The sequence below is a fragment of the Blastococcus sp. SYSU D00695 genome, from assembly GCF_054050555.1.
Map to the genome: position 1 here is coordinate 37261 of NZ_JBJGZP010000007.1, position 23907 is coordinate 61167.

The following is a 23907-nucleotide window of genomic DNA, read 5'->3' on the forward strand; positions in this document are numbered from 1 at the left end:
CCCGCGGTCACCCGGTTGCTGCCCGGCGACGGACGCAGCGACCGGGGGCTCCGCGGGAGATGGCGTACGGTCCGCACCCGAGCACGACGGGTACCGGACGGAGGGGTGGGCGTGGGGGGCGCAGTGACCGTGGGTGTCGTGATGCCCACGTACAACCGGCGCGATCGGCTCCGGGAGGTCCTGGGGCCGCTGCTCGCCGACGACGCGGTCAGCGAACTCGTCGTCGTGGTCGACGGATCCGGCGACGGCTCGCTGGAGCTCCTCCGGGAGCTCGCGAGCAGGCACCCGCGGCTGGTCCCGGTCTGGCGGGAGAACGGTGGGGAGAACCGCGCTCGGCAGACGGGGCTGGAGCGGCTGACCACCGACGTCGCGCTCTTCCTCGACGACGACGTGCTGGCCGGTCCCGGCCTCGCCGCCGGGCACGCGGCCCACCACGAGCGGGCCGAGGACCTCGTCGTGCTGGGGTCGATGCCCACGCGGCTGCCGCAGCCGCGGCGCCCCGGACAGTTCGCCACCCACCTGTACGCCCGCGAGTACGAGGGGATGTGCCGGAACTACGAGAGCGGCGACGTCGCCGTCCTCGACCGGTTCTGGGCCGGCAACTTCTCGGTGCGGCGCACGGCCGCCCTGCGGGTCGGCTTCGTCGCCGACGAGTTCTCCGGCCGTTACCACGCCGACAACGACCTGGGCCGGCGCTTCGCCCAGGCCGGTCTCACCGGTGTCTTCGACCGTGCCCTGCACGCTCAGCACACCCACGCCCGGCCGCTCGAGGCGTTCGTGCGCGACGCGCGGGCCCAGGGTGCCGGACGGGTCCTGCTGGAGCAGCGGTACGGCACCACGACCCTGGCCGCGGACGAGACGGCGCTGCTGCGGCCGCTGCCCCCGGCGCTGGCACGCCGGGTGCTCGGGCGCCCGGGCCTGCTGACCGGCGTGGCGGCAGCGGCCCGGTGGGGGGTGCGTGGAGCCGGCGCGCTGCACCTGTGGCCGGTCGAGGACGCGGCGGCGAAGCTGCTGCGCCGCGTGGAGCAGGTCCGGGGCGCGCAGGAGCAGCGCGCCGAGGCGGCTCCGGCCTCCTGAGCCACCGGCCGGCAGGGCGACCGCCTCAGCCGCCCACCGGCCCGGTCACCATGGTCGCGTCCAGGTCGGCCAGCCGCGCCGCGCCCACGAGTGCCATCACGTGCGCGAGGTCCTCGGTCAGGCCGGTGAGCGCCGCCTGCACCGCGTCGGCACCGCCGGCAGCCAGGGCCCACAGCAGCGGCCGGCCGACGAGCACGGCGCGCGCGCCCAGCGCCAGCGCGACCAGGGCGTCCAGACCGCTGCGGATGCCGCCGTCGACCAGCACGGGGACCCGGCCGGCCACGCCGGCCAGCACGTCGGGCAGCGCGAACGGCGCGGCGAGCGCCCGGTCCAGCTGCCGGCCGCCGTGGTTGGAGACGATCACGGCGGCGGCACCGGCGTCCACGCAGCGCGCGGCCTCGTCGCCGCGCAGCACGCCCTTGACCACCACGGGCAAGCCGCTGTCCTCGGCCAGCCGGGCGATGACGTCGGGCGTCATCGAGGGGTCCTGCTCGGCGGACTCGCGGCCGCTGCTGCCCGGCAGCAGGTGCTGCGCCAGGTTGACGAGGTACTCGTCGTCGGGGACGGCGATCCGGACCCCGCTCACCTTGTTCTTGCGGCCGACGTAGGGGGTGTCCACGGTCAGGACGACGGCCCGGGCGCCGAGGGCGGCGGCCCGCTGGACCAGCGCCGTGGTCAGCCCCCGGTCGCGCATCAGGTAGGCCTGGAACCACCACGGCCCGCCGGCCGCCGGGCCGATGTCCTCCAGCCGCCGGGAGGCTCGGGTGGAGACCACCGGCAGGCTCCCGGCACGGGCGGCGCCCGCCACGGTGGCGCACTCCCCGTCGGGGTGGGCGAGGGCGTGGAACGCCATCGGCGCGACGAGGAACGGCGAAGCGACCGGCGTGCCGAGCAGGTCGAGGGAGAGGTCGACGGCCGAGACGTCTCGCAGCACCCGCGGCCGCAGCCGGTGCGCCCGCCAGGCGGCCTCGGACTCACCGAGGGTCGTCTCCTCCCCCGAACCGGCCGAGTAGTAGTCGAGCACCTCGGGCGGGAGGGCGGCGCGGGCCGTCTCGTACTGGGCGGCGAGCAGGGGCAGCACGGCGAGCGCTGTTCCTTCCGGTCGGTGGCGCGGTCGATCGAGCCTAGGGCGCCGCGTGGCAGGGCGGTGTCCCCCGCACGGGCGGCGGTCGGCTACCGGTCCCGCATGCCCGAGTCAGGAGGCGACAGGTGCAACGGCCCGCGACCAGCCCTCCGGAGTGGCCCGGGCCCACGCCCCGGACCGCCCCGGGTCCTCGAGGTACTCGGGGCTGGCGAGCACGGCGTCGCTGTGCCAGTCCGCCAGCGCCTGGTGCAGTTCCTGCCACGTGTCCCACTCGGCCGGGTCCATGGGCTGCCCCAGGCGGATCCGCCACCGGTGCCCGCCGTCGTGGACCATCGCGACGGGCACGACGGCAGCCCCGGTCTCGGCCGCCAGCCGCGCCGTGCCGCTCGCCATCTCCACGGGCTTGCCGAGGAACCGGGTGACCGTGGAGCCCGGCATGTCGAGGGCGAGCTGGACAGCACCCCCGCTGCGCAACACCTCGGCGAGCAGCGGTCGCGAGCCCGGAGCCGGCACCGGCACCAGCCCGAAGTCCCGCACCAGGCGCCTCGTCTGCTCGAACCGGTACCCGAGGTACCCGGCACGAGGGGGCTCGGAGAACCACTCCCCCACGACGAGGTGGATGCCGGGCAGCTCACGGCCCAACCGGAACCGGCTGTTGGGCGGGCCGTGGTGGACGTGGCTCAGCAGCACCCCGCGCCCGGCGGCGCGAGCAGCCCGCAGGTGCTCGAGGCCCTCGACGGGCACCTCACCGATCCGCCACGGACGCCACTGGAGCTCGGCGGCCCCGTGGAGAGCGCCGGGGCGGATCGAGGCCAGCTCGTCGATCCGGGCCTCGACCGGGGTCCCGCCGACGATCGCCGCCAGCTCGGCCCGCGATCGCTCGAGACGGCCGCTGCGGGCGGTGCGGCGGCGGAAGGCCGCCTGCAGCGCGCGGACCGCGACAGGCATGGGCACGAGCCGGCGCAGGGCCGACCTCGCGCGCAGCCACGGCACGACCCCGTCCCATGGCACCGGTCGGGGGCCCGGCACCCGACCGAGCACGACCCCAGCGCCCACACAGCCTCCGCCCGTCGTCCCGGCCCGCCCGGGGGACGGACGAGAACTGCACCGGCACGTCAGCGGCCGGTGCACCGCACGACAGTCTGCGCCGCCCGCGTGTACGCCGCTTGATCAGGTGACGAATGACGGGCAACATCACCCGGGCAGGTGACCGCAGGGGGAGCAGAGGAGATCCATGCCGTCGCACCCCGGAGTGTCCGTCGACCCCGCCCTCCGGGCGCTGGGCCGGCTGCGGCGCCTCCACCTCCACCGCTACCGCTGGCTGCGGGACGACGCCTTCAGCGGGTCGAGCCTGTACGGCTGCCGCTGCGGCTCGGTGCGGCCGGGCTACTGACCCGGCCCGCACCGGCCGGGTGATCAGCCCGCCCGGCGGCCCAGCGCGCGGTAGGTCCAGCCGGCGTCGGTCCAGGCCGTGCGGGACAGGGCGTTGCGCCCGTCCAGCACCCGCTTCTGGGCGACCACCTCGCCGAAGGCGACCGGGTCGAGCTCGCGGTACTGCTTCCACTCGGTGAGCACGAGCACGGCGTCGGCGCGCTCGGCCGCCTCCTCGGGGGTGTCGACCACGTCGAGCTGGGCCCAGGTCCGCTTGATGTTCTCCCCCGCCGCCGGGTCGGTCACCCGCACGACGGCGCCCTGCAGCTGCAGCTGCGCAGCCACGTTGAGCGCGGGGGAGTCGCGGATGTCGTCGGAGTCGGGCTTGAACGCCGCTCCGAGCACGGCCACCCGCTTGCCCAGCAGGGAACCGTCGCACACCTCACGGGCCAGCTCCACCATGCGGATGCGGCGCCGCATGTTGATGTTGTCCACCTCGCGCAGGAACGTGAGCGCCTGGTCAGCGCCCAGCTCACCGGCGCGGGCCATGAACGCCCGGATGTCCTTGGGCAGACAACCACCACCGAAACCGAGGCCGGCGTTGAGGAACTTCCGGCCGATCCGGTCGTCGTAGCCGATCGCATCGGCCAGCTGCTTCACATCGGCACCGGTGGCCTCGCACAGCTCGGCCATCGCGTTGATGAAGGAGATCTTCGTGGCGAGGAAGGAGTTCGCCGCCGTCTTCACCATCTCCGCGGTCGCGTAGTCGGTGACCACCTTCGGCGTCCCGCGCGCCACGATGGGCGCGTACACCTCGTCCAGCATCCGCTCGGCGGTCTGCCCGTCGTCCCCGGCGGGCAGGCCGTAGACCAGCCGGTCCGGGTACAGGGTGTCCTGCACGGCGAAGCCCTCGCGCAGGAACTCCGGGTTCCACGCCAGCAGCGCACCGGGGACCTTCTCGGCGACCAGGTCCGACAGCCGCGCCGCCGTGCCCACCGGGACCGTGGACTTGCCCACCACCAGCTCGCCGGGCTGCAGGACCTGCAGCAACGCCTCGGTCGCCGCCTCGACGTAGCGCAGGTCCGCGGCGTACTCCCCGCGCTTCTGCGGCGTCCCCACGCACACGAAGTGCAACTGGGCCCCGGCCGCGTCGGCGATGTCGGTGGAGAACGTCAACCGGCCGGTGCCCAGGGTCTGCTGCAGCAGCTCGCCGAAGCCGGGCTCGTGGAAGGGCGCCCGGCCCTCACGAAGAGCCGAGATCTTCGGCTCGTCGACATCGATCCCGACCACCTCGTGACCCAACTCCGCCATCGACGCGGCGTGCACCGCACCCAGATAGCCACAGCCGATGACCGAGATCCGCATGCCCGTCCCCACTCATGTCCCGATGTACCTGCGCGAGACCGTACGGGGGTGGCCACGGGCCGGGCCAGAGAGCAGGGCAGATCCCCCGCCACGGGGTGACACGGGTCCCCGTCCGGACCGCCCCGACCGCGGTCAGCCGCCGGTCGGCGGGGGCAGTGCGGCGAGCTGGTCACGGAGGGCGTCGCGCCAGTCCCGGGGCCGGTAGCCCGCCGCCGTGATCCGCGTCAGGTCCAGCAGGCTGTTGAGGGGACGCGGCGCCGCGTCCGGCGCGCCGGCGAAGTACTCGGCCGTGCTCACCCGCCGCACCGCCGAAGCCGGGCGGCCGCGCGCGGTGAACACCAGCTCGGCGACGTCGGCCCAGGTCGTCGGTGGCCCGTCACAGGTCACGTTGTAGGTCCCGAAGGGGGCACCGCTGGTGACCAGGTGCTCGACGGCGGCGGCGAGCTCGCCGGCGGACGTCAGCCGGCCCACCTGGTCGGACACGACGGCCGGCTCGACGCCGCGATCGGCCAGAGCGGCCATGGTGCGGACGAAGTTGTGCCCCTCGCCCACCACCCAACTGGTGCGCAGCAGGAAGTGCCGGGCCACGGCGCGGGCCGCCCGGTCGCCGTCGGCCTTGCTCTGGCCGTACACGCTCAGCGGCGAGACCGGCAGGTCCTCGGGCATGGGCCCGGGGTGCGTGCCGTCGAAGACGTACTCGCTGGAGAAGTGGACGAGCGTCGCGCCGATCCGGCCGGCCACCTCGGCCAGGTTGCGCACGGCGTCCACGTTGGCTGCGCGCACCGCCGCGAGGTTGGCCGGGTCCTGCGCGGCGTCCACCTTCGTGTGGGCGGCGGCGTTGACCACCAGGCCGACGCCGGACCAGTCGCGGGCTCCCACGGCGGCCGGGTCGGCGGCATCCAGCGCGGCGTGGTCGAGCAGCTCCGCGTCGGGGAAGCGGCGGGCCAGGGCCCGGCCGACCTGCCCGCCGGCCCCGACGACGACGGTGCGTGCGCCGCTCACTGACCGCGGGCCTCGTAGGAGGCCTCGACCTGCTCCTTGAGCGGCCGCCACCAGTCCTCGTTGGCCCTGTACCACTCGACGGTCGCGGCGAGCCCGGCGCGGAAGTCGGTGTATCGCGGCTCCCAGCCCAGCTCGGCGCGCAGCTTGGTGGCGTCGATGGCGTAGCGCAGATCGTGCCCGGCCCTGTCGGTGACGTGGTCGAAGGCGTCGGCGGGCTGGCCGAGCAGCTCGAGCACCGCCGCGAGGACGTCCCTGTTGCTCACCTCGCCGTCGGCGCCGATGAGGTAGGTCTCCCCCGGCCTCCCCTTCTCCAGGATCAGGTGGACGGCCGCGTTGTGGTCCTCGACGTGGATCCAGTCGCGCACGTTCTGCCCGGCCCCGTACAGCTTGGGACGGCGCCCGGTCAGCACGTTGGTGACCTGCCGCGGGATGAACTTCTCCACGTGCTGGTACGGGCCGTAGTTGTTGGAGCAGTTGGAGATGGTGGCGTGCACGCCGAACGACCGGACCCACGCGCGCACCAGGAGGTCCGAGGACGCCTTGGTCGAGGAGTAGGGGCTCGAGGGGTCGTACGGCGTCTGGGGCGTGAACTTCGCCGGGTCGTCGAGCTCCAGGTCGCCGTAGACCTCGTCGGTGGAGATGTGGTGCAGCCGCACCCCGTGCCGGCGCACCGCCTCCAGCAGCGTGAACGTGCCGATCACGTTGGTGTCGAGGAACGGGCGCGGGTCGGCGAGGGAGTTGTCGTTGTGGCTCTCGGCGGCGAAGTGGACGACGGCGTCGGCCTCGGCGACGAGCCCGTCGACCAGGCCGGCGTCGCTGACCGAGCCCCGCACGAACCGGATCCGGTCCCGCACGGCGGCGAGGGACGCCTCGTTGCCGGCGTAGGTCAGCGCGTCGAGCACCGTGACGTCGTACCCCGGGTGCTCACGGATGGTCTGGTGGACGAAGTTGGCACCGATGAAGCCGGCGCCACCGGTCACGAGCAGCCGCATCCGGCCAGACTGCCACGGTGACCCCGGGCTGCCGCTGCGACACCGGGCGCCCTCCCCCGGAGTGGGCGGGACCCCGGCGGCAGGCCCGGCACCGCGGGCCGGTCCGCCCGGCCCCGGCTCGCTCAGGTGCGCCGGGGGTCGGCCGCCGGGTCGCGGGCGACCTCGACGGTGAGCGCGTCGGCGTCGCGGCGCAGCGCCCAGCTGGCGGGGAGCACCAGCCGCGGCGCCACGCCGACGAGCACGGCGACGAGGAAGGTCACCGCGGCGAGCGCCTCTCCCGACTCCTCGAGGAAGGTCGCGGTCGCGGCGAACTGCTCGGGCACGACGGCCGAGACCGCCGACAGGCCGACGGCCGCGCCGGCGTAGGCGACGAGTGCGAGGAGCACCCGGCGACGGTCGCGCCGCTCGGCCCGGCTGACGAAGGCGAGGACACCGACGACCGCGGCGGCGGCGGCGGCGCTCAGCACGACCGCCTGGGCCTCGCCGATGGCGGCGGCCAGCTCGCGCATGGCGGTTGCGTGGACGGTGCTGCCGGTCTTGACCGCGGCGATGACGGCGGCGACGAGCCCGACGCCCGCCCACCACGCCCGTCGGCCCGGGATGCGGGCCGAGCCGGCGAGCGCGGCGACGGCCGCCACGGCGAACACGGCGGCGACGAGCAGCCGGGGCGCCGAGAAGGGGGCGTCCATCGACAGGGCGCGCGCAGTGGGCCCTGTCGCGCCGGTCAGGCGGAGGACCAGGCCGACGGCCTCGAGCGCGACGGCGGTCGCGGCGAGCACGATCCCGACCGGCGGCAGGGGGATGACCCGCCGGCGGGCCGCCGGCGCAGGGCGGACGTGAGTGGCGTCGGCGCCGACCTCGGGCGAGCGCTGGTCGGCCAGGCGGATGCCCCGGCCCAGCACGACGGCGACGAGGGCGGCGAGCAGCACCCAGGCGACGAGCCCGACGGCGATCCATAACCACACGCCCTGCTCATCGGCAGGCGGGCGGTCGGGCTTGACCGCCCGCGGGTCGCCGGGCGTGACCGGTGGCGCCGAGGTGGAGGCGGACGGCGGTGGACCGAGGGCTGCGCGTGACGGACCGGTCCCCCTGGAGGGGCGCGTGTGACGAGTGCTGCGGACGGGGCGCCGCGCACTCGTTCCACCGGATGTCGACCGGGCGTTCGGCACGAATCGCCAGTCATTTCGAGTGGAGGGCACAGGTCTCGCCCGTAGGAAGGAGGTGTGTCCCTCTTCGTGTTCATCGGGCTGGCCTGGCTGCTCACCGCTCCCGCCGTGGCGGTGCTGCTCGGGAAGGTCTTCGCCGCTGCCGAGCGCCGCGCCTGCGAGGACTCGTTGTTCGCCTCCCTGGAGGCCGACCTCGAAGGGGACCTGCGCCCCGCCCACGGCCGGTACTGACGCGGTCGGTCCCTCCCTCCCGGGGGGGCGACCGTGGTGGCCGTCGGCGGGATGCAGGAGACCGACGACCCGGCCGTGCCTCCTCTCGTCCGCACCGACGCCACCAGCCGATCCCCGGTCCCCGGTCGCCGGTCGCCGGTCGCCGGTCGCCGGTCGCCGGTCGCCGGCCGGGTCGCGCCCCCGCTGGCCGGCACCCCCGCAGGGCCGCCGCGTAGGACCGGCTCAGGCGACCGGTCTGGGGACGCCGGCCCCTCCTCCCCGCCGCCAGTGTGTCCCGGCTGCCGCGGACGACCGCGTCCCCCGTCCCGACGCCGGAGGCCCACGACCGGTTCCCGACGCGGGACACGTCGATGCGCACGCAGTCCCGCTCGTTTGACCGCCGACACGGGAGGGGACAGATCCGGAACTCGTGCCCGGTGGTCAGGGCACACCGGGCCTCTCGAGAGGAGCGGGGATGACCTGGCTGTGGGCCCTCGCCACCGGCTGGCTGGTGCTGTCGCTCGCGACCGCGCTCGTGATCGGCCGCGGCGTGCGCACGGCCGACCAGCGGCGCGGGGCCGAGCGGGGCGTCGGCGCCGGGTCGGCCGTCCGGCCTCCCCCCGTGGTGCGACTCCCGCGGTCGGGGCGCTCGCACGCCTCCTGACTCCGGTGCCTCGCTTCACCCGCCAGAGGGAGCAGCGGGTGTCGCCCCCGTGGCCGGCCTCCTAGTCTCGGGACCCACCACTGGTGGACGGGGGACCCATGGGCACGGACGGGCCGCGGCACGCCGCTGCTGTCGATCAGGACGACGACCGGGAGGACGACAGCGGTAGCGAGGGCGATGCCCTCCCGGCGGGAGGACCGACCCGCGTCCGTCGGGCGCTGGCCGGTGCCGGCGTGCTCGCCGTCGTCCTCGCCGTCCTGCTCGGCGGTGGCGTCTGGTTCCTCGCGGACCGCTACGCCGGCAACATCGACCGCGTCGCCGACGTGTTCGACGCCCTGGACGAGGAGTCCCGCCCCGCTCCTCCGACACCGGAGCAGCCCACTGCCGAGGACCCGGTCACGTTCCTCCTCGTGGGAACGGACACGCGCGGGACCGCGGACGAGGGCATCGCCGCCGGAGGCCGGTCGGACGCCATCATGATCGCGCGGATCGGAGGCGACCGTCAGCACGCCCAGCTGGTCTCGATCCCCCGGGACTCGTGGGTGGACATCCCCGGGCACGGCAAGAACAAGATCAACGCTGCGTACGCGTTCGGCGGCCCGACACTGCTCATCCAGACCGTCGAGCAGCTCACCGGCGTACGGATCGACCACTACGTCTCGATCGACTTCGAGGGGATCATCCAGGTGACCGACGACCTGGGTGGGGTCGACGTGGTCGTGGCCCAGGCGACCAGCAACGGCCCGTACACCTTCCCGGCCGGCGTGAACCACCTCGACGGGGACCAGGCTCGCTGGTACCTCGCTCAGCGCTACGGCCTCGAGGGCGGCGACTTCGACCGAGTGCGACGCCAGCAGCAGTTCCTCGAGGCCCTGTTCACCAAGCTCTTCAGCAGCGACACCTTCACCGACCCGGGCAAGCTCGACGCCGCACTCCGCGCCGTGACGTCTGCCGTGGCCGTTGACGACTCCCTGAGCAACACGGACCTGCTGTCCATGGCGTACTCGCTGCGCGGGCTCCGGCCCGAGAACGTCGAGTCCTTCACCGCGCCCGTCCTCGGCACGGGTCGCGAAGGTGCTTCCAGCGTCGTCTACCTCGACACCGTCACCGGGCAGCGCATGTGGACCTACCTGCGCAGGGACTCCCTCTCGTCGAATGCCGCGGAGTTCTCGGAGGAGGCGCTGCCCGGGGTACCACGATGAGCGAGGCCGCCACACCGTGACGCCATCGCGCTCACAGGGCATGCGCGGGGTCGCGCACGCCTCCCCGCGGAGTCCTGGAGCCGGCGCCCCTCGGCGGGCGCATGCGCAGCCCGAGACGACGCCGGCGCGACTCCCTCCCGAGGACGCGCACCGGGGACACGACGTCGGGACGACCTGGTCCGACGTTCAGATGCCCACGAGGACGACCACCGTGGCGATGTTGTCGCGACCTCCGAGTCCCACCGCCTCGTCGACGAGCCCTGTGGCGATCGTGGCGGCATCGTCCGAGTCACCCAGGAAGCCGGCGACGTCCTCGGGAGCGATCTCGTTGGAGAGTCCGTCGGAGCACACCAGGAAGCGCTGACCATCCGCGAGCGGCAGCAGCGTCACGTCAGCATCGCCACCGGTGCCGACACCGAGTGCCCGGGTGACGATGTTGCGCTGTGGGTGCGTGGCGGCGGCCTCCGGGGCCACGTGCCCGGTGTCCACCAGCACCTGGACGAGCGAGTGGTCCACCGTCACCTGGCGCCACGACGTGGGCGTCCACTCGTAGACCCGCGAGTCACCGACGTGGAACACAGCCCACTGCAGCTCGCCGGCCTCCTCGACGAGGGCGACGCCGGCGACGGTGGTCCCGGCCCCCACCAGCGAGGGATCGGCCTCACCGAGCGCCCGGATGCGTGCGTCGGCCGCGCGGAGCGCCTCCTGCAGCGCCGCCACCGTCAGCGAGGGCCTACCGATCGTCGCGGACAAGCAGTCGATCGCAGCCTGCGCCGCCTCGGCCCCCGCGGCATGGCCCCCCATGCCGTCTGCGACGGCGAACACCGGAGGCACGGCGAGGAGCCTGTCCTGGTTCTCCTCACGCTGTCCGATGTGGGTCGCACTCCCCCACGACAGCTGCACCTGCGGCATCGCTCTCCGTCCTCGACACGGCGGTTGCCCGTGCGTCATCCCCGTGGGCCGGTGAGCCTATTGGCCGTCGCGGCCTCCGGCGGCACCGGCCGTCGTCCTTCCACGACATGTCCGCTGGTCGTGCCGACCACGCCGCGGTGGCACTCCTCCCGCCACGAGATGGTCACCGGCTCGCCCGCTCGGGCGACGCGAGGCAACGGCACCACACTGCACCCACCCTCGACCGAGCGGCGCCCCCATCCCCGCGCCAGGGTCATCCCCACTGATGCGGCGGCGCCGGCGGGGCCACGGGCGGCGGTGCGAGTGGCATGGCGGGCGGCGGGGCCATGCCGTACCGCCGGCGCACCGCCTGCACCAGGCCCGGCGGCAGGGCGGCTGCGACCACCGGCGCGAGCAAGCCGGTCACCGCACCCCACAGCGCCAGCACGAACGCCGCGAGGAACGGGTTGAAGGTCGTCGTCGCCGTGGCCGACGCCCCGAGGCCGTCGCCGCCGGCCGACGACGCGACCGAGATCCGCAGCAGCAGCGCAGCCGCGAAGGCGACCGCCCCGAGGGCCGCGGCGAAGCGCAGGCCCTCCAGCCGGGCCCCGAGCACCGTGTGCTGGCGCAGCACGACCACGACGGCCACGGACAGCATCACGACGAACAGCACCACCGGCGCCAGCCAGAAGGCACCGCTGTGGTCGGTGAAGGTCAGCAGGCTGACCGAGTCGCGGCCGGTGCTGGTGAACTCCCCCGCCAGGCCGCCCTCGCCGGTCAGCGACACGCCGGCCGTCCACAGCACCGCGGCGAGCACGCCGTTGCCGAACGCGAGCAGCGAGATGCCGAGGAACTGCGGGACCCCCTCCTGCCCGGCGTTCTCCGCCAGCGCCCAGATGACGACGACGACCGCGGCGACGATGCCCGCGGCGAACACGACCAGGGCGCCCGTCAGAGCCGGGGCCACGCGGGCACGGAAGCGGCCCAGCAGCGGGTCGGAGCGGCGCAGCAACGCCACCAGGCCGGTCGTCGCGAACGCGAACAGCAGCGCACCGGACAGCGAGGACCACACCCCGACGCCGAACGTGCCGTCCAGGTCGACGAGGTCGGCGAGCTCGTCCTCGCCCGTGGTGCTCGCCGTGTACCGCGTCAGCAGGGACAACGGCAGGAACACCAGGGCGAACAGGACCGAGGTCCGCACCATCTGCAGGACGACGTCCCGCCCACGGGCCACCGGACGCCGGCGCAGGCGGCGGGCGAACGAGGCGCCCAGGACCACCATGCCGACCAGGGTGACCGTCAGCGGCAGCACCCCGATGCTCGCCGTCGCGGCCGTGGACTCGAAGTCGAACGCGTCACCGCGGGCCTCGGCGAAGATGTCGCCGCCGACGGCGAGGCAGGCCCCACCGAGGACGAGCACGAACGTCTCGTGGGACCCCAGCTCGCCGGCCGCGAGCAGGAGCATGCCCACCAGCGAGACGCCGAGCATGGTGAGCACCGCGAGGCCGGCGGCGCGCGCCGCACCCGCCCAGTCGCCGGTCAGCAGGGCCTCCACAGCCCGCGCGCCACCCGCCGGTCGCTGCGGCGGCCCGTACGGGCCGGACCCCTCGCCGTACGTCGCGCCGTAGACGGCCCCGTGTCCAGGCGCGGGTCCGGGGAACGGCATCGGCGCGGGAGGCTGCACGCCCGGGACGGGCTGGGCCCACTGCGGGGACGTGGGGGCACTGCCGGGCGGCAGCGCCACCGTCGGCAGGCCGCAGTGGGCGCACGCGGCCGCCCCGTAGGGCACCCCGGCGCCACAGTTGCCGCAGAAGCCCTGCGTCGTCGTCATGCGTCCCCCGTGTGCGAGTCCCGTGCCGCGGACAGCGCGGCGCCCCCGGACCGTAGGCCCGTCGCTGCGCCGCGACGCGCTCTCGTGACCGTGTCGCCGTCCCATATCGGAACCAGAACGCCTCAGACGCTTCCTCCGTCACGGAGGTCGCGGACCCGGACGAGCACCCCGATGGGGTGATCCACGGCCGAGATCGCTCAAGGCCCGTGGTGAACGCGTCGACACGGTCGGTGACCACCCCGCCGACGAAGGACCGACAGCATGGATCAGCCCCAGGAGACGCGCCCGCTGCGGCGGCGCGTCGGACGAGCGACGGCGGCCCTCGCCGTCACGGCGGCGGTGGCCCTCACCCCCGGGGCCGCGCAGGCCGCGCCGAACCGCTCGGGCCCGCCGGACGTCGTCCCGCTCGTGGACTGCGTCCGCGTCAACCCCGACGGCACGTGGACGGCGATCTTCGGCTACGACAACCGCACCGGCGGTGAGGTCACCATCCCGGCCGGCCCCGCCAACCAGGTCACCCCGCGCGGCTACGGGACGCCGCAGCCGACGACCTTCGCCCCCGGGGTGCAGCACGGCGCCTTCTCCGTGACCGTCGTCCGCGGCGGCGGCCCCATGTGGCACCTGGGCGCCACCAACCTGCCGGCCCGCCGGGGCGACACGAGCTGCGGGCCGAGCAGCCAGCTCCCCGCCGACGGCAACGGTCTCGGCGGCGCCATGGTGCTGGGCGCGGCCGGCGTCGCCGGGGCCCTCCTGCTGGGCCGCGTCCGGCGCGGGAAGGCCACCACCGGCGGGGCCTGAGGTCGCGCGTTCCCGCGGGACGCCGTCCGGCGCGGACCTCCCGGGCGACCCGCGCGACCGGTCCCCGGTCGTCGCGGGCGCCGGCCGGGTGGCCCCCGGGTCACACCGGCCCGGCAGCCCCGGAGGTCTACCGGGAGCACCGCGAAGCTGCTGAGATGCGTGCCTCAGGGCCGGCAGGAGCAGCGCGGCGGCGATCTCCCCCCGAGGAGGCCGGATGGACTGGTGGGATCCGGCGATCGCCGTGAGCGGCCTGCTCGTGGGTGTCGTCGTGGGGCTCACGGGCATGGGCGGCGGCGCCCTGATGACACCGATCCTCGTCTTCTTCTTCGGCGTCTCCCCCCTGGCCGCGGTCTCCAGCGACGTCGTGGCCAGCTTCTTCATGAAGCCCATCGGTGGCCTCGTCCACATGCGCCAGGGCACGGTCCACTTCGGCCTGGTCCGGTTGCTCTGCCTGGGGTCGGTCCCCGGCGCCTTCGCCGGCGTGCTCCTGCTGCGGGCGCTCGCCTCCGGTGAGCGCCTCTCGGAGATCCTCCTGGTCGCGCTCGGCGCCGTCCTCGTCCTCGCGTCCTTCGCGCTCGCCGCGAAGGCCTACCTGAGGCTCCGCGAGCGCGAGCGCACCCGTGCGACCGGTGACCCGCTGGGCGGCGGGACCGCGATCACCACCGTCCCGGTCCGGCGGCTGGCCACGGTCCTCGTCGGTCTCGGCGGCGGCCTGGTGGTCGGCATGACGTCGGTCGGCGCGGGATCGCTCATGATCGTCGCGCTGCTCCTGCTGTACCCGGCGCTGACCGCCCGGCAGCTGGTCGGGACCGACCTCGTGCAGGCCGTGCCCCTCGTCGCCTCGGCCTCGCTGGGGCACCTGCTGTTCGGCGACTTCACCCTCGGGCTGACCGGCAGCGTCCTGGTCGGCGCCATCCCCGGCGTCTGGCTCGGCGCCCGGGTCTCCTCCCACACGCCCGGCAGCCTCGTCCGGCGCGCCCTCGCCGTGGTCCTGCTCGCCTCCGGCGTGAAGCTGCTCGGCGCACCGATCGCCGCCGTCCTCGTCGTCGTGCTCGTCGCCGTCGTGGGCGGCGCGACCGTGTGGGCCGTGATCCGGGTGCGGCACGGCGAGGCTCCCCTGGTGCTCCAGGAGCGCCGCCGCAACGAGGTCCGCCAGTCCACCTGAGGCGACCGGGCGGCCCGCACGGGCCGACGGGTTCCGCTGCGCCGCACCGGCGTGCAAGATGGCGGCCCACGCACCAGTCCACCGGCCCCTCACCGCGGGGACGCACGGGGAAGCGAGGACGGCGATGGTCGACGGAGCGGGTCGGGGGCCGTCGGCGCAGGCCGCCCCCGCGTCTGCCGACCTCGACGACGCCGCCCTCGCCGCCGCACTCGCCCGCGCGGCCGGCGAACGCCTGCGCGCGCTGCGCGAGGAGGCGCCGCACCTGCCCACGGCCGAGCTGAAGGACCGCGGCGACGCCGCCGCGCAGGCGCTGCTGGCAGAGAGGTTGTCCGCGGCACGCCCCGCGGACGCCGTCCTCTCCGAGGAGGCGGCCGACCGGACCTCGCGGACGGCCGCCCGGCGGGTGTGGATCGTCGATCCCCTCGACGGCACCCGGGAGTTCGCCGAGGGCCGGCACGACTGGGCCGTGCACGTGGCTCTCTGGGAGGCCGGGACGCTGACCGCCGGCGCCGTCGCCCTGCCCGGACTGGGGCTCGTCCTCGACACCGCACACCCGCCCACCGTTCCGTCACGGGACGGAACCGCGCGGCTACGCGTCGCGGTGAGCCGGAGCCGGCCGCCCGCCGTCGTGAGCGCGGTGGCCGAGGCCCTGGACGCCGACCTGGTGCCCATGGGCTCGGCCGGCTTCAAGGTGGCCGCGGTCGTCCGCGGGGAGGTGGACGTCTACGTCCACGGCGGCGGCCAGTACGAGTGGGACTCTGCCGCACCCGTCGCTGTCGCGCGGGCCGCGGGCCTGCACGCCTCCCGGCTCGACGGCGCGCCGCTGCTCTACAACCAGCCCGACCCCTACCTCCCCGACCTCGTCGTGTGCCGGCCGGAACTGGCGCACCGCGTCCTGGAGGTCCTGGCCGCACACGCCTGACGGCGCCCGACCACCGAGGTGAGGCATGACGGATCCGCTGACGCACCTGCAGCGCCTGGAGGCCGAGAGCATCCACGTCCTGCGCGAGGCCGCCGCCGAGAGCGAACGCCCGGTGATGCTCTACTCCATCGGCAAGGACAGCTCGGTGATGCTGCACCTGGCGCGGAAGGCGTTCTTCCCCGCGCCGCCGCCCTTCCCGCTGCTGCACGTCGACACCACCTGGAAGTTCCGGGAGATGTACGACTTCCGCGACAAGACGGCCGCCGAGCTCGGGCTCGACCTGCTGGTGCACCAGAACCCCGACTGCATCCGGATGGGCATCAACCCGTTCACCCACGGCTCGGCCGTGCACACCGACCTGTGGAAGACGCAGGGGCTCAAGCAGGCGCTGGACGCCGGGCGGTTCGACCTCGCCTTCGGCGGGGCCCGGCGCGACGAGGAGAAGTCCCGCGCCAAGGAGCGCATCTTCTCCGTGCGCTCCCCCCAGCACCGCTGGGACCCCAAGCAGCAGCGCCCCGAGCTGTGGCGGACCTACAACGTGCGCCACAGCCTCGGCAACACCCTCCGCGTGTTCCCGCTGTCCAACTGGACCGAGCTCGACGTCTGGCAGTACGTCCACCTCGAGGGGATACCGATCGTCCCCCTCTACCTCGCCGCGCCGCGGCCGGTGGTCGAGCGCGACGGCGCCCTGATCATGGTCGACGACGACCGGATGCCGCTCTTCCCCGGCGAGCAGCCCCAGATGCGGTCGGTCCGCTTCCGCACCCTGGGCTGCTACCCGCTCAGCGGCGCGGTCGAGAGCAGCGCGGACAGCGTGCCGGCGATCATCCAGGAGATGCTGCTGACGACGACGTCGGAACGGCAGGGCCGGGTCATCGACCACGACTCCACCGGGTCGATGGAGAAGAAGAAGCAGGAGGGCTACTTCTGATGACCGGGCCCTCGCCGCTCATCGCCGAGGACATCGAGTCCTACCTCGAGGCCCACCAGCGCAAGGACATGCTCCGCTTCATCACCTGCGGCAGCGTCGACGACGGGAAGTCGACGCTGATCGGCCGGCTGCTCTACGAGTCCCACCTCGTGTTCGAGGACCACCTCGCCGCGCTGGAGGCCGACTCGCGGAAGGTGGGCACCCAGGGCGGCGACCTCGACTTCGCCCTGCTCGTCGACGGGTTGACCGCCGAACGGGAGCAGGGGATCACGATCGACGTGGCCTACCGCTTCTTCACCACCGAGCGGCGCAAGTTCATCGTCGCCGACACCCCCGGTCACGAGCAGTACACCCGCAACATGGTGACCGGCGCGTCCACGGCCGAGCTCGCCGTCATCCTGGTCGACGCCCGCAAGGGCGTCCTCACCCAGACCCGCCGGCACAGCTACCTCGTCTCGCTGCTCGGCATCCGCACGATCGTCGTCGCCGTCAACAAGCTCGACCTCGTCGGCTACTCCCACGACGTCTTCGCCGCGATCGAGGCCGACTACCGCGACTTCGCCCGGCGGCTGGGCATCGACGACGTCACCTGCATCCCCGTGTCCGCGCTCCGCGGGGACAACGTCACCGAGCCGAGCCCGCACACGCCCTGGTACCACGGGCCCACCCTGCTCGCCCACCTGGAGACGGTGCCGGTCGGCGGGCCGTCCGCCGACGGGCCCTTCCGGATGCCGGTCCAGTGGGTGAACCGGCCGGGTCAGGACTTCCGCGGCTTCTCCGGGCTCGTCGTGGGCGGGCGGGTGCGGGTGGGCGACCGGGTCCGCGTCGTGCCCTCCGGGCAGGAGAGCTCCGTGGCGCGCATCGTCACCATGGACGGCGACCTCGACGCGGCGGTCGCCGACCAGTCGGTCACGGTGACGCTGGCCGACGAGATCGACGTCAGCCGCGGCGACGTGCTCTGCGCCGCCACCGCGCCGGCCGGCGCCGCCGACCAGTTCGAGGCCCACGTCGTCTGGATGGCCGAGCAGGAGATGCTGCCCGGCCGGCCCTACCTCCTCAAGATCGGCACCACGACGGTGCCGGCCTCCGTCAGCCGGCCCAAGTACCGGGTCGACGTGAACACCCTGGCCCACACCGCCGCCACCACCCTCGCCCTCAACGAGATCGGGGTCTGCAACCTCCACCTCGACCGGCCGGTCCCGTTCGACCCCTACACGGAGAACCGGGACATGGGCGGGTTCGTGCTGATCGACCGCCTCACCGACGCGACCGTCGGCGCCGGCATGCTGCACTTCGCGCTGCGCCGCGCGCAGAACATCCACTGGCAGGCGCTGGAGATCGACAAGGCCGCGCACTCCGAGCTCACGGGCCACCGGCCGTGCGTCGTGTGGTTCACCGGCATCTCCGGCGCCGGGAAGTCGGCCATCGCCAACCTGGTGGAGAAGCGGCTGCACGTGCTCGGCGTCCACACCACGCTGCTCGACGGCGACAACGTGCGGCACGGCCTGAACCGCGACCTCGGCTTCACCGAGGCCGACCGGGTCGAGAACATCCGCCGGGTCGGCGAGGTCGCCCGGCTCATGGTGCAGGCCGGGCTGGTCGTCCTGGTCTCCTTCATCTCGCCCTTCCGCGCGGAGCGGCGGATGGCCCGGGGGCTCGTCGAGGACGGCGAGTTCTGCGAGGTCTTCGTCGACACGCCCGTCGAGGTCGCCGAGCAGCGCGACGTCAAGGGCCTCTACGCCAAGGCCCGGCGTGGCGAGCTCACGAACTTCACCGGGATCGACTCCCCCTACGAGCCGCCGGAGGCGCCCGAACTGCGGATCGACACCACCACCACGAGCCAGGAGGAGGCCGCGCACCTCGTGGTCGACGTGCTGCGCCGCATCGGGGTGCTCACGCCGGACGCCGACCCCGGCTCACCCCTCACCGGTGGGTGAGCCCGCCGTGTCCTCCCGCCGGGCGTCCACGACGTTGCCCGTCCACCCCGAGGTCACCACGTCGACGGCGATCTCCGCCACCGTCCGGGACGACAGCAGCGTGTCCGGCGGCTCGACGCCGAAGGCCATGGACCGCATGGGGGTCGCCGTCCGCTCGGGGTTCATGCAGTTGACCCGGATCCGGTCGACGGCCCACTCGTCCGCCAGGGCCTGCGTCAGGTTCACCACGGCCGCCTTTGCCGAGGAGTACAGGCTGTACCCGCCCCGCCCCCGCGTGTGCGAGCTCGAGGTGAACAGCAGGAGCGAGCCCTGGGTGCGGCGCAGGAGGGGGTGGAAGGTCTGCGCGATGTAGATGGGCGCCAGGTAGTTGATCTCGGCCGAGGAGAGGACGAGGTCCTCGCTCGCCTCCACCAGGGGTCCCCGCGTCAGGACGCCGGCCGCGTTCACCACGAAGTCGACCCCGCCGGCCTCCGCCACGACCCGCTTGCAGGCCTCCGCGACGTCCTCCCGTCGCTCGACGCGGGTCCCGGTCGTGGACCGGCTGAAGGAGAACACGCGGGCGCCGTGCTCCTGGACGACCTCGACGACGTCCCGGCCGATGCCGTAGGCGCCGCCGAAGACCACCATCGTCCGGCCGGCCAGCGCCGCCCGGCGTTGCGCCGGGGAGCGGTGCATCGGGCCCTCGTGGCTCTGCACCTGGAACAGCCGGTCGGCGAGGTAGACGTCGATCGGCTCGGTGATCTTGAGGTTCCGCTCCTCGCCGCGCACGACGACGATGGGCACCCCCGGGAGGTGACGGAGCACCACCGTGCAGTCGTCCGTCGCCTGCAGGTCCCCGTGCCGGTCGGCGAGCTCGTAGGCGCGACGGAGGACGGACAGCCGGAAGCCCTGGGGGGTCTGCCCCCGCCGCAGCCGGGCCCGCGACGGGATGTCCTCGATGGTGCCCCCGGTCCGCTCGTCCACCCGGATGACCGTGTCGGCCGACGGGATGGCGGTGTCCACCGCCTCGTGCTCGTGCAGCGCGGCGACGCAGTCGGCGATGATCCGCTGGCTGACCAGGGGGCGGACGGCGTCGTGCAGCAGGACGTTGCACTCCTCGCGGCCGAGTGCCCGCAGGGCCAGACGCGTGGTCTCGCTGCGGGTCTCCCCGCCCTCCAGCACCTGGCTCACCTTGCCGTAGGCACCGCCGCGCAGCAGCTGCCGGACGGCGTCGAGGTGCCCCGTCGCCATCATCACGACGATCTCGTCGACGTGCGGCGAGAGGTTGAGCGCGGCGATGGTGTGCTCGATGATCGGCTTGCCGGCGACCTTGAGCAGCTGCTTCGGCGTCGACAGGCCGACCCGTCTCCCCGTCCCCCCGGCGAGGACCACGGCGACGGTGCGGAGACGCCCCACCGCGCCACCATAGAGCCGGGGCGCGGCGCGCACGAGCGCCCGATCCGCGCCGTTCCGGGACCGCCGGCGGGGGTGCGCCCGTGACGCTGCGCGCCGCCGACCTCCGCTTCCTCCTGCCGCACCCGGTGGAGACGGCCCTCGTCGTCGGGGACGGACGCCTGCCCGGGATGTCCGCGCTGGCCGCCGGCCTGCGCGAGGCGGGGGTGCAGGTGCACCACCGGGCACCGCGGGCGCCGCTCGACCTGGTGGTCGCCCCCGGCGGCGACGGCGCGGCGGGCCTGCGCACGCCCGCCCGCACGCACGTGCTCCTGGGGCGGGGAGGCATCCGGGCCGCGGACGGTCGCCGGCCGGGCCGGCCGTACCTCCTCCGGGGGACCGCCGCGGCTCCCCGGCTGCTGCTGCCCCTGCGCCCCGCCGGCCCCCTCGACTACCACCTCCGGACCATGGCCACCCCCGCGAGCCGGCTGACCCGCGCCCGCCTCCGGGGCGGGGCGGCGCTGGTCGGGCACCTCCCCCGGCCGTGGCCACTGATCCCGTCCGGTGCCCTCGTGACCGTGGTGTCGGACGGCGCCCCGGCCGACAGCGCACCCGCCGTCCTGCAGGCCGTCGCCCACCTCGGCGTCGCGACCGACGGCCGCTGGCTGCTCGCCCTGGGGACCGGCGACGAGCTGCAGCGGGCCGTCTTCCTCGTCCTCGACGGGCCCGACCCCGCGTGGGCGGTCAAGTTCAGCCGGGTCCCGGGGCACCGCGCCTCCTTCCTGCGGGACGAGGCCGGGCTGGCCCTGGCCCGCGCCGCCGGCGGCCCGGTGGCCGCGCACGCGCCGGCGCACCTGGGCCGGGTCGAGGTCGGGGGGCTCACCGCCTCCGTGGAGACGGCGGCCGTGGGGCGGCAGCTCGTCCACCTCCTGCCCCGGCAGCCGCTGCGCCTCCTCGACGCCGTCGCCGACTGGACCGTGCAGCTGGGCCGGAGCACCGCCCGGCCACCGGCCGCGCTCGAGCCGGAGCGCGCCCGGCTCTCCCGCCTGCTCGCGGACTCCGACCTGGACCCGGGCCTGCTCGACCGCCTCCCCCCGCTGCCGGCGGTGCTCCAGCACAACGACCTGGGCAGCTGGAACATCGTGTCCGACGGGGAGCGGTTCACGGTCCTGGACTGGGAGTCGGCCCGGGAGGCCGGCCTGCCGCTGTGGGACCTCCTCTACTTCGCGGCCGACGTCCTCGCCCGGCTGGACGGGCCGGCCGACGCCCCCACCCTGCTGCGCCGCGCCCTCGCCGTCCTCGCCGGCGAGTCGCCGCACTCTCCCCGGCTGTTCCGGTGGCTGCACGCCGCCGCCGAGGCCGCCGGCGTGCCGGACGCGGCGCTCGGGCCGCTGGCCACGCTGTGCTGGGCCCACCACGGCACCTCCGCGGCACGGCGCCAGGCGGACCTCCGCGGCGCGGCCCCGGCGCCCCTCGGTCACCTCGCCCTGCTGGCCCCGGCGTGGCTGGCGCACCCGGCGCTGGGGGTCGACTGGCCCGCCTCGCGGCGGTGACGTCAGCCGGCCCCCTCCCGGGCGGCCCCGACGATCTCCCCGACCGCGGGAGCGATCGCCGTCCACCGGTACCGGTCGGCCCACAGCGCGTGCGCCCGCGCGCTCAGCTCCGCCCGCCGGTCGTCCCGTTCCAGCAGCTCGAGGCAGGCGGCCGCCAGCGCCGGCGCGCCGTCGGCCACCCGCAGGTGGACGCCGTCGACGACGTCCAGGCCCTCGCAGCCGACCGTGGTGCTGACGACGGGCACCCCGTGCGCGAACGCCTCGAGGACCTTGATCCGGGTCCCGCCGCCGAACCTGATCGGGACCACGGACAGGTCCGCCGCCGCGAGCTCCGCGGCCATGTCGGCGGCCTCCCCGACCAGCTCCACCCCGGCCAGCCCGCGCAGTGCCTGGACCGCACCGGGGCCGTGGCGCCCGACCACGCGGAGGCGGGCGGCCGGGCGCTGCGCGCGGACCAGGGGCAGGACCTCCCGCGCGAAGAACGCCACCGCGTCCCGGTTGGGCGCGTACGTCAGCAGCCCCACGAACAGCAGGACGGGCTCCGCCGACGCCGGCGCGGCGCCGGTCGCCCGCACCCGGGGCCGCGCGGCGGCCGGCTGCGGCTCGTAGCCGTTGGGCAGCACCCTGACCCGGGGCCCGGGCAGCCGCCCGCGGTCGAGCTCGCTGCACACCACGGTGACCGCCGCGGTCCCGGCGATCCGCGCCTCCAGCCGCCGCCAGCGGCGCTCGTCGACCGCGTCGGCGCCCCGGCGGACCCGCGCCCGCGGTCCTCGACCGCCGTGCACCTCCCCCGCGTCCCGGTGCATCCTGCGGTGGCGCAGCAGCGAGGACTCGAGGTTGTCGAGGTCGACCACGTGGGGGGCGGGCAGCACACCGGAGAGCGCGAGGTAGAGCGGACTGTGCGAGAACCAGACGACGTCGTGGCCGTCGCGCGCCCACGTCGCGGCCAGGGCGCGCGCGGCCGACCAGTCCCGGCCCGTCAGCGACCGCGGCCGGGTGCCGGCCAGCCAGCGCAGCGTGCGCGGCAGCCGCGGCTGCGCCACCTGCCCCGCGGTCACGACCTCGAGACGGCGCAGCGGCACCTCCGGCGGGGGCGGCGCCGGGTCCAGCGGCGGGCGGGCCCGGGCCACCAGCAGGTCGACCTCGCCCTGCCCGGTCAGGCCGCGCAGGACCCAGTGCAGCCGCTGCCGGTAGCCCGAGCGCGCCGGCCAGGGGTACTCGTCGGCGACGACCAGGACCCGCATCAGACCGCGAGGCCCCGGTGACGCCGCGGCCCGCGCGGCTGCTGGTCTTCTGCGGGGCGACCGGGTGGGGCGGGGCGGAGGTCGTGCTGGGCCACCTGCTGGCGGCCCTGCCCGAGCGGTTCGACGTCCGGCTCCTCGGCGTCGACGCCACGGTGCTCACCCGGCTGGCACACCGGCGCCCCGGGGTCGTGCCGACGGTCCTGCCGCGCATCCGCGGCGGGCGGGACCTGCCCGCCATCGCGGCGCACCGGCGGGCGATGCGGGCCGTGCGCGCCGACCTCGTGCACGTGAACCTCCCCGTGCCCTTCTCGGACCCGTACACGGTCCTCGCGGCCACGACACTGTGGCACACACCGGTGATCGGCGTCGCCCACCTGCCGATGGCGCCGCCCCGGGCCCGCACCGACCGCCTGGTGCGCCGGACCGCCCCGCGGCTGCAGGCCGTCGTCGGGGTCAGCGCCCGCGCCGCGCGGCAGGTCGAGCAGCTCACCGGCCTGCCGGCCGGCCGCGTCCGCGTCGTCCCCAACGGGGTCCCGGAGCCCGCGCCCGCGGCGGCCCCGCTCCCCCGGCACCGGGACGGGTTCGTGGTCGGCGCCGTCGGCCGGCTGGTCGGGCACAAGGGGTTCGACGTGCTGCTGCGGGCCGCGGCCCGCGTCCCGGCGCTGCACGTCGTCCTCGTGGGCGAGGGACCGGAGCGGCCGGCGCTGGAGCGGCTCGCGGCCGAGCTCGGGATCGGCGGGCGGGTGCGCATGCCGGGCTGGTCGGAACCGGCCACCGGGCACCTGCGCTCGTTCGACGCCCTCGCCGTCCCGAGCCGCCAGGAGGGCCTGCCCCTCGTGCTGCTCGAGGCCATGCTGGCCGGGACGCCCGTCGTGGCCAGCGCGGTGGGCGGGATCCCCGACGCGGTCGCCGACGGCCACTCCGCGCTGCTCGTCCCGCCCGAGGCCCCGGACGCGCTGGCCGACGCGCTCCGGCGGCTGGTCGCCGATCCCGGCCTACGGGACCGGCTGGTGGCCGGAGCCGGCGCCCGGGCGCGCCGCGACTTCACGGTGTCGGCGATGGCCCGGCGCTACGAGGAGCTGTACGACGACGTCCTGCGGCCGCGCGGCCGGACCGACCGCTGAGGGGGTA

At 75.2% G+C, this 23907-nt stretch carries 22 protein-coding genes; 12 read left to right on the forward strand and 10 right to left on the reverse strand.

Features of this window, described 5'->3' with window-relative positions:
- Nucleotides 1-141 precede the first annotated feature (141 nt).
- Nucleotides 142-1077: a glycosyltransferase family 2 protein gene (locus ACI781_RS06725; RefSeq protein ID WP_456565415.1), complete on the forward strand. Its 936-nt coding sequence runs from the start codon at nt 142-144 to the stop codon at nt 1075-1077.
- 25 nt (nt 1078-1102) lie between these two features.
- On the opposite strand, the gene ACI781_RS06730 is transcribed toward ACI781_RS06725, so the two are convergent.
- Together ACI781_RS06730 and ACI781_RS06735 are read right to left on the reverse strand one after the other, a co-directional pair.
- Nucleotides 1103-2158, reverse strand: a complete 1056-nt coding sequence (locus tag ACI781_RS06730) for an alpha-hydroxy acid oxidase (RefSeq protein WP_456565303.1) — start codon at nt 2156-2158, stop codon at nt 1103-1105.
- A 114-nt stretch (nt 2159-2272) separates the two neighbouring features.
- Nucleotides 2273-3109 carry an LpxL/LpxP family acyltransferase gene (locus tag ACI781_RS06735; protein ID WP_456565304.1) on the reverse strand — a complete coding sequence of 279 codons (837 nt, stop codon included), beginning with the start codon at nt 3107-3109 and terminating at the stop codon, nt 2273-2275.
- A gap of 286 nt (nt 3110-3395) precedes the next feature.
- Between ACI781_RS06735 and ACI781_RS06740 the strand changes: the two genes are divergently transcribed.
- On the forward strand, nt 3396-3554 hold the full coding sequence (locus ACI781_RS06740; protein ID WP_456565305.1) for a hypothetical protein: 159 nt from the start codon (nt 3396-3398) through the stop codon (nt 3552-3554).
- Nucleotides 3555-3577: 23 nt separating this feature from the next.
- On the opposite strand, the gene ACI781_RS06745 is transcribed toward ACI781_RS06740, so the two are convergent.
- From ACI781_RS06745 to ACI781_RS06760, 4 genes are all read right to left on the reverse strand, one after another.
- Nucleotides 3578-4897 (reverse strand): UDP-glucose dehydrogenase family protein, encoded by a 1320-nt coding sequence (locus ACI781_RS06745; protein WP_456565306.1) that lies wholly within the window; start codon nt 4895-4897, stop codon nt 3578-3580.
- Between the two features lie 132 nt (nt 4898-5029).
- The gene (locus tag ACI781_RS06750) at nt 5030-5899 is read right to left on the reverse strand and encodes an SDR family oxidoreductase (protein ID WP_456565307.1); all 870 of its coding nucleotides are present in this window, start codon (nt 5897-5899) and stop codon (nt 5030-5032) included.
- Nucleotides 5896-6891 (reverse strand): dTDP-glucose 4,6-dehydratase, encoded by a 996-nt coding sequence (gene rfbB / locus ACI781_RS06755; protein ID WP_456565308.1) that lies wholly within the window; start codon nt 6889-6891, stop codon nt 5896-5898. The genes ACI781_RS06750 and rfbB overlap by 4 nt, the downstream gene beginning before the upstream one ends.
- A 122-nt stretch (nt 6892-7013) precedes the next feature.
- Nucleotides 7014-7856 (reverse strand): hypothetical protein, encoded by an 843-nt coding sequence (locus ACI781_RS06760; protein WP_456565309.1) that lies wholly within the window; start codon nt 7854-7856, stop codon nt 7014-7016.
- Between the two features lie 258 nt (nt 7857-8114).
- On the opposite strand from ACI781_RS06760, the gene ACI781_RS06765 reads away from it, so the two are divergent.
- The 3 genes from ACI781_RS06765 (at nt 8115) to ACI781_RS06775 (ending at nt 10133) form a co-directional block, all read left to right on the forward strand.
- Entirely contained in the window at nt 8115-8288 is a 174-nt protein-coding gene (locus ACI781_RS06765; protein WP_456565310.1) for a hypothetical protein, read from the forward strand.
- Between the two features lie 454 nt (nt 8289-8742).
- Nucleotides 8743-8931, forward strand: a complete 189-nt coding sequence (locus tag ACI781_RS06770) for a hypothetical protein (protein ID WP_456565311.1) — start codon at nt 8743-8745, stop codon at nt 8929-8931.
- A gap of 83 nt (nt 8932-9014) precedes the next feature.
- On the forward strand, nt 9015-10133 hold the full coding sequence (locus ACI781_RS06775; protein WP_456565312.1) for an LCP family protein: 1119 nt from the start codon (nt 9015-9017) through the stop codon (nt 10131-10133).
- 186 nt (nt 10134-10319) lie between these two features.
- Here the strand turns inward: ACI781_RS06775 and ACI781_RS06780 are convergent, their stop codons facing one another.
- Together ACI781_RS06780 and ACI781_RS06785 are read right to left on the reverse strand one after the other, a co-directional pair.
- Nucleotides 10320-11045 (reverse strand): PP2C family protein-serine/threonine phosphatase, encoded by a 726-nt coding sequence (locus ACI781_RS06780; RefSeq protein ID WP_456565313.1) that lies wholly within the window; start codon nt 11043-11045, stop codon nt 10320-10322.
- Nucleotides 11046-11298: 253 nt separating this feature from the next.
- Nucleotides 11299-12855 carry a streptophobe family protein gene (locus ACI781_RS06785; RefSeq protein ID WP_456565314.1) on the reverse strand — a complete coding sequence of 519 codons (1557 nt, stop codon included), beginning with the start codon at nt 12853-12855 and terminating at the stop codon, nt 11299-11301.
- Nucleotides 12856-13116: 261 nt separating this feature from the next.
- Between ACI781_RS06785 and ACI781_RS06790 the strand changes: the two genes are divergently transcribed.
- The 5 genes from ACI781_RS06790 (at nt 13117) to cysN (ending at nt 18608) form a co-directional block, all read left to right on the forward strand.
- On the forward strand, nt 13117-13653 hold the full coding sequence (locus ACI781_RS06790; protein WP_456565315.1) for a hypothetical protein: 537 nt from the start codon (nt 13117-13119) through the stop codon (nt 13651-13653).
- 214 nt (nt 13654-13867) lie between these two features.
- Complete coding sequence (locus ACI781_RS06795; RefSeq protein ID WP_456565316.1) at nt 13868-14818, forward strand: sulfite exporter TauE/SafE family protein; 951 nt, start codon at nt 13868-13870, stop codon at nt 14816-14818.
- A gap of 124 nt (nt 14819-14942) precedes the next feature.
- A complete protein-coding gene (locus ACI781_RS06800; RefSeq protein WP_456565317.1) occupies nt 14943-15740 on the forward strand; it encodes a 3'(2'),5'-bisphosphate nucleotidase CysQ in 798 nt (265 codons plus the stop codon).
- A gap of 25 nt (nt 15741-15765) precedes the next feature.
- The gene (gene cysD, locus ACI781_RS06805; RefSeq protein WP_456565318.1) at nt 15766-16671 is read left to right on the forward strand and encodes a sulfate adenylyltransferase subunit CysD; all 906 of its coding nucleotides are present in this window, start codon (nt 15766-15768) and stop codon (nt 16669-16671) included.
- Nucleotides 16671-18608 (forward strand): sulfate adenylyltransferase subunit CysN, encoded by a 1938-nt coding sequence (gene cysN / locus ACI781_RS06810; protein ID WP_456565319.1) that lies wholly within the window; start codon nt 16671-16673, stop codon nt 18606-18608. The genes cysD and cysN overlap by 1 nt, the downstream gene beginning before the upstream one ends.
- On the opposite strand, the gene ACI781_RS06815 is transcribed toward cysN, so the two are convergent.
- Nucleotides 18588-20003: an SDR family NAD(P)-dependent oxidoreductase gene (locus ACI781_RS06815; protein WP_456565320.1), complete on the reverse strand. Its 1416-nt coding sequence runs from the start codon at nt 20001-20003 to the stop codon at nt 18588-18590. The genes cysN and ACI781_RS06815 overlap by 21 nt on opposite strands.
- Nucleotides 20004-20083: 80 nt before the next feature.
- Between ACI781_RS06815 and ACI781_RS06820 the strand changes: the two genes are divergently transcribed.
- A complete protein-coding gene (locus ACI781_RS06820; protein WP_456565321.1) occupies nt 20084-21532 on the forward strand; it encodes a hypothetical protein in 1449 nt (482 codons plus the stop codon).
- Between the two features lie 2 nt (nt 21533-21534).
- On the opposite strand, the gene ACI781_RS06825 is transcribed toward ACI781_RS06820, so the two are convergent.
- A complete protein-coding gene (locus ACI781_RS06825) occupies nt 21535-22776 on the reverse strand; it encodes a glycosyltransferase (RefSeq protein ID WP_456565322.1) in 1242 nt (413 codons plus the stop codon).
- 17 nt (nt 22777-22793) lie between these two features.
- Here ACI781_RS06825 and ACI781_RS06830 point away from each other — a divergent pair, with 17 nt between their 5' ends.
- Complete coding sequence (locus ACI781_RS06830) at nt 22794-23900, forward strand: glycosyltransferase (protein ID WP_456565323.1); 1107 nt, start codon at nt 22794-22796, stop codon at nt 23898-23900.
- Nucleotides 23901-23907 lie beyond the last annotated feature (7 nt).